Origin of the sequence: Emticicia sp. C21 (assembly GCF_003418935.1) — a bacterium.
In the GTDB taxonomy this organism is placed as follows: Bacteria; Bacteroidota; Bacteroidia; order Cytophagales; family Spirosomataceae; genus Emticicia.
Map to the genome: position 1 here is coordinate 135209 of NZ_QVMT01000014.1, position 12740 is coordinate 147948.

12 protein-coding genes are annotated in these 12740 nt (G+C 38.2%); 3 read left to right on the plus strand and 9 right to left on the minus strand.

Features of this window, described 5'->3' with window-relative positions:
* Positions 1–7 precede the first annotated feature (7 nt).
* The 4 genes from D0T08_RS23920 to D0T08_RS23935 all read right to left on the minus strand — a co-directional run bounded on the left by D0T08_RS23920 (position 8) and on the right by D0T08_RS23935 (position 2487).
* Positions 8–703, minus strand: a complete 696-nt coding sequence (locus D0T08_RS23920) for a superoxide dismutase (RefSeq protein WP_116985276.1) — start codon at positions 701–703, stop codon at positions 8–10.
* A 67-nt stretch (positions 704–770) separates the two neighbouring features.
* Positions 771–1466 carry a phosphoribosylanthranilate isomerase gene (locus tag D0T08_RS23925; protein ID WP_116985277.1) on the minus strand — a complete coding sequence of 232 codons (696 nt, stop codon included), beginning with the start codon at positions 1464–1466 and terminating at the stop codon, positions 771–773.
* Between the two features lie 38 nt (positions 1467–1504).
* Positions 1505–2119: a recombination mediator RecR gene (gene recR, locus D0T08_RS23930; RefSeq protein WP_116985278.1), complete on the minus strand. Its 615-nt coding sequence runs from the start codon at positions 2117–2119 to the stop codon at positions 1505–1507.
* A gap of 74 nt (positions 2120–2193) precedes the next feature.
* Complete coding sequence (locus D0T08_RS23935) at positions 2194–2487, minus strand: ATP-dependent Clp protease adaptor ClpS (protein WP_116985279.1); 294 nt, start codon at positions 2485–2487, stop codon at positions 2194–2196.
* 205 nt (positions 2488–2692) lie between these two features.
* Here D0T08_RS23935 and D0T08_RS23940 point away from each other — a divergent pair, with 205 nt between their 5' ends.
* On the plus strand, positions 2693–4162 hold the full coding sequence (locus D0T08_RS23940) for a sodium:solute symporter (protein ID WP_116985280.1): 1470 nt from the start codon (positions 2693–2695) through the stop codon (positions 4160–4162).
* An 83-nt stretch (positions 4163–4245) separates the two neighbouring features.
* On the opposite strand, the gene D0T08_RS23945 is transcribed toward D0T08_RS23940, so the two are convergent.
* Positions 4246–5499 carry a nucleoside permease gene (locus D0T08_RS23945; protein ID WP_116985281.1) on the minus strand — a complete coding sequence of 418 codons (1254 nt, stop codon included), beginning with the start codon at positions 5497–5499 and terminating at the stop codon, positions 4246–4248.
* A gap of 501 nt (positions 5500–6000) precedes the next feature.
* On the opposite strand from D0T08_RS23945, the gene D0T08_RS23950 reads away from it, so the two are divergent.
* The gene (locus tag D0T08_RS23950) at positions 6001–6516 is read left to right on the plus strand and encodes a hypothetical protein (RefSeq protein ID WP_116985282.1); all 516 of its coding nucleotides are present in this window, start codon (positions 6001–6003) and stop codon (positions 6514–6516) included.
* A 70-nt stretch (positions 6517–6586) separates the two neighbouring features.
* Here D0T08_RS23950 and D0T08_RS23955 read toward each other — a convergent pair whose 3' ends face one another.
* The 3 genes from D0T08_RS23955 to D0T08_RS23965 form a co-directional block, all read right to left on the minus strand.
* On the minus strand, positions 6587–6817 hold the full coding sequence (locus D0T08_RS23955; RefSeq protein ID WP_116985283.1) for a hypothetical protein: 231 nt from the start codon (positions 6815–6817) through the stop codon (positions 6587–6589).
* Positions 6818–7167: 350 nt separating this feature from the next.
* Positions 7168–8421, minus strand: coding sequence for an acetylxylan esterase (locus tag D0T08_RS23960; RefSeq protein ID WP_116985307.1), 1254 nt, complete (start codon positions 8419–8421; stop codon positions 7168–7170).
* A 52-nt stretch (positions 8422–8473) separates the two neighbouring features.
* Complete coding sequence (locus D0T08_RS23965; RefSeq protein WP_116985284.1) at positions 8474–9847, minus strand: aminopeptidase P family protein; 1374 nt, start codon at positions 9845–9847, stop codon at positions 8474–8476.
* A gap of 329 nt (positions 9848–10176) precedes the next feature.
* Here D0T08_RS23965 and D0T08_RS23970 point away from each other — a divergent pair, with 329 nt between their 5' ends.
* The gene (locus D0T08_RS23970) at positions 10177–10683 is read left to right on the plus strand and encodes a GbsR/MarR family transcriptional regulator (RefSeq protein WP_116985285.1); all 507 of its coding nucleotides are present in this window, start codon (positions 10177–10179) and stop codon (positions 10681–10683) included.
* A gap of 98 nt (positions 10684–10781) precedes the next feature.
* Here D0T08_RS23970 and glmS read toward each other — a convergent pair whose 3' ends face one another.
* Positions 10782–12620: a glutamine--fructose-6-phosphate transaminase (isomerizing) gene (gene glmS / locus D0T08_RS23975; RefSeq protein WP_116985286.1), complete on the minus strand. Its 1839-nt coding sequence runs from the start codon at positions 12618–12620 to the stop codon at positions 10782–10784.
* Between the last annotated feature and the right edge of the window lie 120 nt (positions 12621–12740).

The window sequence follows — 12740 nt, forward strand, 5'->3', positions numbered from 1 at the left end:
GCTATTTTCAGGCAGCATCAAAATTTGTGCTCACCTTATCCCAGTTTACTACATTCCAGAATGCGTTGATATAATCGGCGCGTTTGTTCTGGTATTTCAGGTAATACGCATGTTCCCAAACGTCGATAGCCAGAATAGGCGTTCCTTTATCAGTGGCTACATCCATTAACGGGTTATCCTGGTTTGGCGTAGAAGTAATTTTTAGTTTTTTATCAGGGCCAACAATTACCCACGCCCAGCCTGAGCCGAAACGAGTGGTAGCAGCTTTGGCAAATTCTTCTTTCATTTTATCGAAGCTGCCAAAAGCACTATTGATAGCAGTAGCTAATTTGCCGCTTGGAGCGCCACCACCTTTTGGCCCCATGATTTGCCAGAAAAATGTATGGTTCCAATGACCACCGCCATTGTTTCTGACAGCAACAGGATATTTGCTTATATCTTTTATCAATTGCGCCAAAGGTACTTTTTCCATATCTGTACCGGCAATAGCTTTATTCAGATTATCTACATATGCTTTATGGTGACGATCATGGTGAATTTCCATTGTCATTTTGTCGATATGTGGTTCAAGTGCGTCGTTAGCGTAAGGAAGAGGAGCTAATGTATACATGCCTTCGAAGCTAACAGGTTTTGCAAATACATCACCCATTTTCAATAAAAAAGAGCTTCCGACAAAGGCTTTGATGAAATCTTTTCTGTTCATGTTTATGCAGGGATTTATGATAAAAAGCTATCAGTTGGATTAAATTTAACTCGGCAAATATAAAGACTTATATTTTATAAACTTCATTAAAAAACGTTTCTAATTTAAACAAATCCAACTGTCCGTTTGTTCGAACACTGCTGCATAAATCCAAACCATAGGGTTGTACACTTTCGATAGCTTCCCTTATATTTTCGGCTTTCAAGCCACCAGCCAGAAACACCGGAACTTTTGATTGCTCAACGATTTTCCGACTTAACGCCCAGTTATGTACGCGCCCTGTTCCGCCTAATTCTTTTACTGCAAGTGTAGGGTTGCCGGAGTCCAGTAAGAGTGCATCAACTTGTTCAGCACAAGACAGCGCTTCGTCAACACTTTTTTCATCGACCACATGAATCACCTGTACAATTTTGATAGCAGGTATCTCCTTTTTGAAATCTTCGTAAGTACCGGAAGCAATAGCATCAACAATCTGAATGACATTGCTGTTGACTGACTTCTGATGCTCAATTATTGCCTTGGTATCTGTACGGCTGGTTAATAAAAAAGAAGCAATAGGCGGTGGGATAGTAGCTACAATCTCCCGGATTAGCTCATCAGCAATAGGGCCGGGGCCGCTTGGCATTTTAGCTACTAAACCTAAAGCAGATGCACCGAAACTGATGGCATCTCTTGCTTCCTGAATGCTGTTAATACAACAGATTTTAATGCGTGGAAAGCTTTTCGGCTTAGGAAAAGCATCAATTTTTTCTTGATTCGTCATATGGTTGTGAAAATAAAAGGTAGCACTTTTGAGAAATGCTAATCATAAGCTATCCGGCTAAGAATACTTCTGCCAAGGGTTACTTCATCAGTATATTCCAGGTCTCCTCCAATCGGGATACCACGGGCAATGGTACTTATTTTAACGGGATATGCTTTCAGTTTTTTTTGTAGATAAAAAGCCGTAGTATCACCCTCCATCGTTGGGCTAAGGGCAAGAATTACCTCCTGCACTTTTTCATTCTCGTCGGCTTGTTCAATACGTTTCAGCAGAGAGTCAATGTATAGGTCATTAGGACCAACACCCATCAATGGTGAGATAATTCCACCTAAGACATGATATAAGCCTCGGTATTGCGCCGTGTTTTCGATAGCCAGTACATCACGAGTATCTTCTACTACGCAAATAATGTTCTGGTCGCGGCGGGGCGAACTGCATATCTGACACAATTCGTCGTCCGAAATATTATGACATTTACGGCAAAACGTCGTTTTGGTGCGCATGGCTATCAGCGCATCGGCTAAAAGCTGCGTCTGGGTTTCTTCTCTTTTTAATAAATGCAAAACCAGTCTCAAGGCAGATTTTTTTCCAATACCAGGGAGCTTTGAGATTTCAACGACAGCGTCTTCTATTAGTTTCGAGGGGAAGTTCAACGTTATTCTGACCTTTTGGTGTAATTGATATTATTGTAATGGATTTAATACAATTTTCCTGTGGAAGAAAAACCTTATTTCAGCATAATTTCGGCTGATATTTTTCTTCTGCAAATTTCATTTCTCATCGGAGCCAATTCTTCAAAATCTCCTGATTTTACGCCACATTGGCCTTTATAATGGATAATAAGGGTGCATTGCTCTGCTTGCTCAGGAGAATGCTGACAAACCTCAATTAAAGTTTCAATCACATGGTCGAAGGTATTTACTTCATCATTATATACAACCAGTTCCCACAATTTAATAGCCTCAATATCTTCGATTACTTCCTCTATGACTTCAACTTCAGGATTCGGTAATGTTGCCATTTCTATACTTTTACTAATTTTAATATTTGACAAAATTTGTTGATTGATGATACAATTAATAACGAAAATAACAGGTATTAATGATACTTATTTCGCTTATTTTTATGCTAAGTTAATTCATTTTTCGCAAAGAGTCGTTTTGTTATAGCGAAAAAAGTTTTGATATTTGAACCAAATTGAAACAAACTAATAAACCCTGGCACCCATGAGTTCTACGCTTGCCCTAACCATTCTCGTCATTTATTTTTTAGTGCTGATTGCCATTTCTATCTATACTGCCCGAGGCGCCGACACCAACACTTTTTTTACTGCCAACCGCCAATCGCCGTGGTATTTAGTGGCATTCGGTATGATAGGAACATCAATTTCGGGCGTAACGTTCGTTTCTGTACCTGGTGCTGTTGGAAAAATCCAATTTTCTTATTTTCAGGTGGTTTTAGGCTACGCCGTAGGTTATTGGGTAATTGCTACTATATTGATGCCCATGTACTACAGGCTTAACCTGATTTCTATTTATGGCTATCTCGAAAAACGATTCGGCTTCTGGTCTTATAAAACAGGTTCTGCTTTTTTCTTACTTTCTCGCACGGTCGGTTCTGCTGTAAGAATGTATGTAGCGGTGCAGGTATTACAACTAGCCATTTTTGAAGACTTAGGTGTGCCGTTTGAGTTGACGGTATTAATTGCTATGGCTCTTATCTTTGTTTATACTTTCAAGGGTGGTGTAAAAACCATTATTATTACAGATACCCTGCAAACTTTCTTCTTGCTTACAGCCCTCGTATTGACTATTTATTTGATTGCCAAGCAGCTAAACCTGTCAGCAGGGGAGGTGATAACATCAGTTACGGAAAGCCCATATTCTAAGATTTTTGTATGGGACTGGGCTAATAAACACCACTTCGTAAAAGACTTTTTATCGGGGGCATTCATTGCCATGACCATGACTGGGCTTGACCAGGATTTAATGCAGAAAAATCTTACATGCAAAAGCATTGGCGAGGCACAGAAAAATATGTTCTGGTTTTATGTGGTATTAGTATTTGTCAACCTGCTTTTCTTAAGCTTAGGAGTATTACTATATGTATACTCAGAGCAAATGGGTTTCCCGATTCCTGCTAAAACAGATGATTTGTATCCATCATTAGCCTTGGGGAATCACTTTGGTACTTTGGCTGCAGTTACCTTCTTATTAGGTATTACAGCTGCTACCTATGCTAGTTCAGACTCAGCACTTACGGCGCTTACTACCTCTTTCTGTGTTGACTTCCTGAAATTTGAGAACCGTTCGGAAAAAGAAAGACAAAAATTAAAACAGTGGACACACATTGGCTTTACTGGCGTATTTATCATCGTAATTGTGATTTTCAAAGCCTTGAATAGTCAGGAGGTAATCTCGGCGGTATTTAATATTGCGGGTTATACTTATGGTCCTTTATTAGGTTTATTTGCTTTCGGCTTATATAACAGACGTCCGGTTATTGATAAGTTTGTGCCTTTTATTTGTATTGCTTCTCCAATCCTGACATATCTTGTAGAAGAACTTAGCATTCAATTATTTGAATTTGAATTTGGGTTCTCTAAACTTATGCTCAATGGGTTTATCACCTTTGTAGGTTTGTGGATATTCTCAAGCAATAAAGCAAAAGAGGTGAAAGAGAATGTTTTAGCTTAATTAGCCATAAATAAAGAAGCGAGGTATGGATATTCTATATCTCGCTTCTTTGTATTTGAACGAATGATTAATTTAAGTATGTGTCAGTGTTTTCGAACTTCTATATTCTTCTCGTGCTTATGCTTGAACAATACAGCAAAAAGCACCGCTACTACTAACGAATAAGCCGCAAATGTCAACCAGATACCAGGCCACTCTTTAGTGCCATCAGCTTGGGTAAAGTATGCCTGAATAATAAATCCACTGATTAAGCTTCCTGAAACTGCGCCAAAACCATTCACCATCATCATAAATAAACCTTGCGCGCTTGCACGTATTTTCGGACTTGTATAAGTTTCAATAAACAACGAGCCTGAGATATTAAAGAAATCAAAAGCCATTCCATATACAATACATGACAAAATAATCATCCATAAACCACTTCCGGGGTTCCCATAAGCAAAAAGGCCAAAACGCAATACCCAGGCAATCATACTGAAAAGCATTACCTGTTTAATACCAAATCTTTTTAAGAAGAACGGAATAGCCAGAATAAATAAGGTCTCTGAAATCTGAGAGATAGACATGATAATGGCCGGATACTTAACGGCTATTGTATCTTTGTAGGCATCTGCTGTGGCGAAATCATGTAAAAAGGTATCACCATAGGCATTGGTTAATTGTAATGCAGCTCCCAGAAACATAGAGAAGATAAAAAACAAAGCAATTTTACTGTCTTTAAACAAAAGAAAAGCATTCAGGCCAAGCAATTCACCGAAAGTCTTTTTATCTGTTTCCTTTGCTAATGGCGGACAATTAGGCAAGGTAAATGAATAAATAGCCAATGTTATAGCTGCTCCGGCTGCGATATAAAACTGATTGGCCGAGGTTTCATTATGTGTAAGACTAACTACCCAAAGAGCAACTACAAAACCAACTGTACCCCATACCCTGATAGGAGGAAAATCATCGACTATATCGGTTTGAGTTCTGGTTAAGATAGTATAAGCAATAGAATTAGAGAGCGCTAAAGTGGGCATATAAAAGATAACCACTAACAAAATAACCCAGAAGAAATCACTAGGATTGTTTACCTCAGGAATATAGATTAGTGCCGCAGCACCTAGTAAATGTAGAATTGCATATAATTTTTCGGCACTCACCCATTTATCTGCAATAATTCCAGTTAGCGTTGGCATGAAAAGAGAGGCTATACCCATCGTAGAAAAAATTGCTCCGAATTCTGCTCCCGACCAGCCTTTATTCTGGAACCAATAGGCACCTATCGTAAGGAGCCAACAAGCCCAGATAAAAAACTGAAGAAAATTCATAATGATAAGCCTGAACCTGATACTCATTTTAAAATTGTTTTTGGTTATTTGTTAAAGGTTAATTGGTAAAATAAGATTTGCTGAAAAAGTTTGTTATTAATAAACACTGCTTATTTTTGGGCAAGCAAAGCAAATCATGATTATTTGAAATATGCATGGAAAGTGTGAGTTGCAATAAAAACCAACACTTGCCGTTTTTTAAAAAATAGCCTTTTAAGAGCTTGATAGCTGAGAGGTTCTTTTTAGAATGAGAAAGATTCCGATAATTCCTGAAAAGCGTTCCATATAGAGTTTAGGTATTTTTATTAATTTTTAATACAGTTAGTTGATGATTTGTACCTAAGAATTCTTTTTTTGTGTTTATTTTTAAGAGTTCAGCCGTGAATTAAACAAATTTTCTTGAATTGAGCACATTTTGGTATGTTTTTATCTTACTTTGAATGAAAGTTATTCCTAATTAATCTGGTGAAATATTTCTTATCCATTATATTTCTTTTGCTATTTTTCAATAATAGCCAGGGGCAACTCATGTATCGTACCCGATATACATCGGCAATTATGGTCGAAACTTTCGCAACGAGTCCGATCTTATCTGTCAATTATGAATACCTGCCAGTTCGTTGGAGAACTAGCTTTTTGAGCATCAGAGGAGGGATTGGCTTCCTTCCGGGTGGTGGCATAAGCAGATTCAATGTTAATAACGGAGCAGGGGCTTCATTTCCTATATCAGCTACCTACGATTTTCTTTTAAATAATCTTCGTAAACGTGTTTTCAATAGAGTGTATGTAAAATGCAAGTCTGCACCCTCAAGAATTGCATCAGAATTTTTTGGTGAAACGGGTCTTGGTTATACTTTTGGAGCCTATCCTAATGGTGATACAAGACATTACAGCTACTTTATTTTGGGAATTAGGCAGCAGGTAATTTTTGATATTCCTCCACATCCAAGAGTTATTTTCCTTAGAGCAAATGTTACACCCTCTTACGCTGTAGGGAAATTTGAATTAAGAGGAGGGGTAAGTTTAGGTATATCTATAAAATAATGACGAGGACCAGAGAAATTAACCTTCGTCACTAAGCAATTTTGAATAAGCAATATAAAATCAAAGACGCTTAAATACCACACTTTTCTAAGTAGATTTCGAATTGCCTGTCAATCAGTTTATTGATTTGGTCAATACCTGCCTTAGTAGTTATCTTCACCTCGAAAGTTTTATCTTTTAATGGGGAACCATCGCCGTTCTCATTCAAAAAGGTTCCCTCCATATTGGTAACCTTTTTCGACTCCGTTTGAGTGATTAATACCTTCATACCCTCTAAAAATACATATGAATTATTATCCAAGACTGGGTGGCTCTAAATTTCCGATGTAATCTTATGGTTTCCAAGCGTTCAGGAAGATTTTCGATATAATCGTACTGTTATAGGGAATTTAGTGAGTTAACCGGCGTAGACTCTTGGACAATCGTGCCTTCGACTTCGGTCAGGCACCGATTTAAGAGTCTTTCGGTTTTTTTGTTCGACTTTTTTAAGCTCGTGACCAGATGCCTGATTGGAGTCGAAGGTCGTGGTCAAGCCATTTTTGCCCAGATGTTATAAAAAAACAACTAGTTTCGAAGAACATTTTAGTCTATCGAATTGTGTGAAAAAAGCTATCATACAAACCAATAGACTAGTTTTCGCCACTCACTAGTTTAATTACTAACCACCTCTCTGGCAAATTTCAGATATTGCTCCCAGTCATAAGCATTCATATCATGCTTGCCTGTGCGGTAATGATAGCGGATATGGCTGCCGACAGGCTGATTAAGGGATGGATGAGTATCAGCACCTAATCCTTTTTTGCCATACAGGGCAAAAACATGCTCGGCATTTTTCAACGAAAGAAATTGCCCATTAGGGTCTGCCCATTGGTCGCCTTCAGCACTGGTTACATAAACCGGACGCGGAGCAATCAGACCAAATAACTGATGCTGGTCAAAAGGAAGAGATTGAATATTACCACCATAGGTTTTGTATTTACCCGAAAACCAATGAGGGAATTTATCATTAATAATTTCGTGCGTTTCGCCGTACCAACGTCTTTTAAGAGCTGCTCCGCCTTCACCCGATTCATTAGAGATAAAAGCGGCAAAACGTTGGTCTTGTGCTGCCGCCCAGAAAGCTGCTTTACCCAGCCTTGAGTGACCAACAACTATAGCTTTTTTGCTATTTATATGGGCATCTGTTTCTAAATAGTCCATCATCCGGCTCAATTGCCAGGCCCATGCACCCATGGCACTCCATTTTTGGTCGTCTGTCATACCAATAGCGCCTCGCAAACCTGATTTCCAGCCCTCTGTATGGTCAGGTTCAATATCCCCATAATAAGCAGTTGCTATGGCGAACCCCTTCTCGATTATCATTTCAGCAGCCCAGGTTTCTACCACTGCCTTACCTCTTGATGCCTCTAAGGCTTTATTATCTTTTACCCTTTCCGAGTTCTTCTGGAAATCAACCATCCAGTTTTGAGTAATAAAAACAGCAGGATCATCCCCGATAGAATGATTTCCTTCGAAATTCAACCCGACAAATACCGGAGGTTTGGCGACATTTTTAGGGATATAAAGCAGAATATTAATTCCTTTTAATTGCGGATAATCATCGAAAGTGATTAATACTTGTTTACGAATAGCTTTCCCGCCCAAAGCATTACTATTTGTTTCGAGTAATTTAGAATGAAATTTTGTTGCAATAGCAGGGGTAGGGCCATATACATTCTCAGTAAAAAGCTGAAGTAAGGCAGGCCGATTGGCTTCCCATTGTTGAGTAGTGGTAATTTTTTTACCATCCACACCTGTCATAATATCCGGTAGGGTATAAGGAGGTATTTTAGCCTCATCGTAATTAACATTTTGAGCAAGCATGCTTTGTGAGATTAGGGATAGAATAAAGATGAGTTTTTTCATAGGGTTATAAAAAATAAAGCACATTCTTCGTAGAAATGCGCCTTAATAAATATTAATTTTTCAAATCTTCAACTTCTTCAATAGTCTTCGGAATAGGTTTTCCTAAGGTCTTTTGGCCGTCGGCAGTTATCAGGCAGTTATCTTCAATACGTACGCCACCAAAGTCTTTATACTGCTCTAATTTCTCATAATTAATAAAATTGGTGAATTTTTTCTCAGATTTCCATTTGTCAATTAATTCTGGTATAAAATAGAGCCCTGGCTCTACCGTAATTACATATCCCTCCTCTAATTCTTTGGCCATTCTGAGCGATTTTAATCCTAATTGGGTACTTCTTTCTAATCCGTCCCGATAGCCTACAAAGTTTTCTCCCAAATCTTCCATATCATGTACATCTAAGCCGATGGCATGCCCTAGACCGTGTGGCATAAATAATCCTTGCACACCCTCATTCAACATTTCATCAATATTGCCTTTAATAAAACCTAAGTCACTTAAACCTTCTAATAATATCCTGTTAGCTAATAAATGAACCTCTTTGTATTGAATACCAGGCTTAAGTGCAGCTATGGCACTCAATTCCATTTTTAACACTATATTATAAATTTCCTTTTGCTTTGCTGTAAACTTCTTGCCGACCGGTATTGTACGTGTAATATCACCTGCATAGAACATCCTATTCTCAGCCCCCGAATCATTCAAGGCTAATCTTCCCTCAGTCATGGTATTGCCATGATAATGGTTATGCAGGGTTTGTCCATTCACACTGAATATGATAGGATAAGCAAGTTCTCCCCCTAATTCTAGTGCCTTACCATGTATAATAGCAGCGATTTCATACTCTTTTCGTCCTGCTCTGGTTTCACGCATGGCAGCTATATGCATTTCGCGGCAGATATTCACTGCTTCTTCGATTTGCACAATTTCCTCAGTCGATTTATGAGCACGTTGCGCTATAATGGCTTTAATAAGGTCTGTGGATGCCTTTTCTTTTAATTGGCTTACTGGGATGCCTAACCATTCGCTTAGTTTAAACTTGTTTTCGTACCGGTAAGGAGGCGTAAAATGTACTCTCTTGGCTTTAGCCAGTTTATGAGCTAGTTTTGAATAAGCCTCTGTACGATAAACGCCTACCTTGCGGGCTTGGTCAGCTAAGGTTGGTTGTGGACCGACCCAGATAATATCGTCCATCGAAAATTCATCTCCAAAAATAATTTCCTCACCCGAATCTACATCTATCACCGCTGCCAGATTGGCAAGACTGATGCCAAAGTAATATAAAAAATTACTATCCTGACGGTAGCGATAAGTATTATCATGATAATTCATGGGTGATTCTTCGTTGCCCATGATTAAAATCAATCCACTTCCAATAGTGCGTTTCAGGGTATTACGTCTTTCGATATAGGTCTGCGTAGAGAACATTGTTTGCTGATTTTTTTGAACACGAAATAAGCGAAATTACTCCGAAAGTTATAAGATTTAATACCAATAATTTAAGGTTTTTCGTTTGTAGTTTTTGAACTATCTGTCTTATTTCCTCCCGAATTCCAAACATCGGGTAAAATTTTGCCCGATGTTCTTTATTATTTAATAATGTAAATAATTGCTAATCAATTAGTTATGCCCAGAAAAAGACTGGCGTAGTTTTTGTGTTATTTTTTTCAAAATATTTTGAAAATTCAAAATTCTTATTTTACTTTGAAACAATAACGCTTACGTGCAAATATAAAATTATAAAAAAAGAATGTTTTATGGAGTTAAAAGAGGCAAAGGACAAGTTTATCCATACGTGGGGTACACTTGCCACTCAGTGGGGTATTAACCGCACGATGGCACAGATACACTCACTACTTTTGCTTGCGCCTAAATCTATGAATGCCGATGAAATTATGTCAGAATTACAGATTTCAAGGGGGAATGTAAATATGAACCTACGAGATTTAATGGATTGGGGCCTGATTTACAAGCAACTTCTTCCGGGTGAACGGAAAGAGTATTTCATAGCGGAAAAGGATATCTGGAAAGTCGCCAAGCAGATTGCTAAAGAACGTCGCCGCCGTGAAATCGGACCATTAATTGACGCGATGCAAGATTTGAAAGACGGGATAAAACCCGATACTGCTGAAAAAGAAGAGTTCTTGAAAATTGTGAATGATATTAGTACAGTATCAGTATTTGCTGATAACACACTTACCTCGTTATTGAAAGCCGATGAAAACTGGCTGGTAAGCAGTTTTATTAAGGTTTTTAACAGATAAGTTTACTGCTCTTCGGAGCCATGTTTTTTTGGAGTTTTTGATTTAAGCAGTAATCATCTCATAGATAGACGATTACTGCTTTCTATTTTCATCTAATCTTACTCCACAGTTACCGATTTAGCCAGATTTCGCGGCTGGTCTACATTTCTACCTCTTAATACAGCGATATAGTAAGAAATTAACTGCAAAGGAATAGAAGTAAGCAAAGGAAGCAATAAATCGTTGGTGATTGGTACCTCTACTACAAAATCTACCATTTTAGGAATCAACGTATCGCCCTCAGTCACGATAGCAATTACACGGCCTTTACGCGCCTTTACTTCCTGTATATTCGAGACAATTTTCTCATAAGAAGCATCTTTTGTAGCAATAAACACTACAGGCATATCTTCATCAATCAGGGCAATAGGGCCATGTTTCATTTCTGCGGCAGGATATCCTTCTGCATGGATATACGAAATTTCTTTGAGCTTTAATGCACCCTCCAAGGCTACAGGGAAGTTCAACCCACGACCTAAGAAAATGAAGTTAGAAGCAAAAGTGAAAAGCTTAGATATGTCTTTGATTTTCTCAGCGCTTTTCAGAATTTTTTCAACTTTAGCCGGGATAGCATCTAAACCAAAAAGTAATTCACGATATAAATCCTGACTGATGGTGCCTTTTTTATGTGCTGTTGCAATCGCAATCAAACTTAAAACAGTTACCTGAGCAGTAAAGGCTTTGGTACTGGCTACCCCGATTTCCGGGCCTGCATGGGTATAAACCCCAGCGTGTGTGATACGTGCAATAGATGAACCTACCACGTTACAAACACCTAAAATAATAGCACCTTTTGATTTTGCTAATTCCAATGCGGCCATTGTATCAGCAGTTTCACCTGATTGAGAAATGGCAATTACGATATCACCCTCTTTGATAATCGGATTTCTATAACGGAACTCAGAAGCGTATTCAACTTCTACATTCACACGGGCTAATTCTTCAAAAAGGTATTCACCTACCAAGCCTGCATGCCAAGAGGTTCCACAGGCTACTATGACAATTCTATCTGTTTTAGCTATTTTATCTAAATAATCTCTTAAACCACCTAATAGTAAGCTGGCATTGTCGAGATTGATACGGCCTCTCATTGAATCAGCAATTGAGCGAGGTTGCTCAAAGATTTCTTTCAACATGAAGTGGTCATATCCGCCTTTTTCAATGGCTTCTAATTCCAGTTCAACCGTTTCTACATAAGGAGCAATATCTTCATTCGCTAAGTTTTTAATTACCAGTTCGTTATCTTTTACGATAGCAATTTCGTAATCATCCAAATAAACTACTTCTTTAGTATATTCAATAATAGGAGTAGCATCAGAAGCAAAGAAGAATTCGTTATCACCCACACCAATTACCAGCGGACTTCCTTTACGGGCAGCTATGAGTTGAGTAGGGTTTTCTTCATCTATAATAACAATAGCGTATGCCCCTACAATTTCATGAAGTGCAATTCTGACTGCTTCTTCCAGATTGCAATACATATTAACCTGAATATCTTCAATGAATTTGATCAGCACCTCTGTATCGGTGGCACTCTCAAATTTATAGCCTTTATTAATTAAACTTTGCTTGATAGAGGCATAGTTCTCTATGATTCCATTATGGATAATCGCTAATTTTCTATTGGTTGAATAGTGAGGGTGGGCATTTATGTCATTAGGTTCGCCGTGAGTAGCCCAACGTGTGTGGCCAATACCAATGCGTGCTAATAACTCTTTGTCTTTTAATTCGGCTTCTAGATCTGAAACTTTGCCTTTTTTCTTGTAGACTTTGAGTCCATGACCATTGAGTAAGGCTATACCTGAGCTGTCATAACCTCGGTACTCTAATCTTTTAAGGCCTTTGATAATAAGAGGAGCAGCTTCGCGATGCCCTACGTAAGCGACGATTCCACACATAGTTTTTGAAAAGTTTTAAGTAGAATGTTAGTTTTCTATGAATAAAGAAGTTTTTAATTAAAAAAGTCCAATAATTGACTTCATAATTATTCAAATTTATGAAAAAAATACAACAAACAA

Bases quoted from the DNA above. Each gene is read 5' to 3' on its own strand.
- D0T08_RS23920 (WP_116985276.1), bottom strand. From the start codon at position 703: ATGAACAGAAAAGATTTCATCAAAGCCTTTGTCGGAAGCTCTTTTTTA.
- D0T08_RS23925 (WP_116985277.1), bottom strand. From the start codon at position 1,466: ATGACGAATCAAGAAAAAATTGATGCTTTTCCTAAGCCGAAAAGCTTT.
- D0T08_RS23935 (WP_116985279.1), bottom strand. From the start codon at position 2,487: ATGGCAACATTACCGAATCCTGAAGTTGAAGTCATAGAGGAAGTAATC.
- D0T08_RS23940 (WP_116985280.1), top strand. From the start codon at position 2,693: ATGAGTTCTACGCTTGCCCTAACCATTCTCGTCATTTATTTTTTAGTG.
- D0T08_RS23945 (WP_116985281.1), bottom strand. From the start codon at position 5,499: ATGAGTATCAGGTTCAGGCTTATCATTATGAATTTTCTTCAGTTTTTT.
- D0T08_RS23950 (WP_116985282.1), top strand. From the start codon at position 6,001: ATGTATCGTACCCGATATACATCGGCAATTATGGTCGAAACTTTCGCA.
- D0T08_RS23960 (WP_116985307.1), bottom strand. From the start codon at position 8,421: ATGAAAAAACTCATCTTTATTCTATCCCTAATCTCACAAAGCATGCTT.
- D0T08_RS23965 (WP_116985284.1), bottom strand. From the start codon at position 9,847: ATGTTCTCTACGCAGACCTATATCGAAAGACGTAATACCCTGAAACGC.
- D0T08_RS23970 (WP_116985285.1), top strand. From the start codon at position 10,177: ATGGAGTTAAAAGAGGCAAAGGACAAGTTTATCCATACGTGGGGTACA.
- glmS (WP_116985286.1), bottom strand. From the start codon at position 12,620: ATGTGTGGAATCGTCGCTTACGTAGGGCATCGCGAAGCTGCTCCTCTT.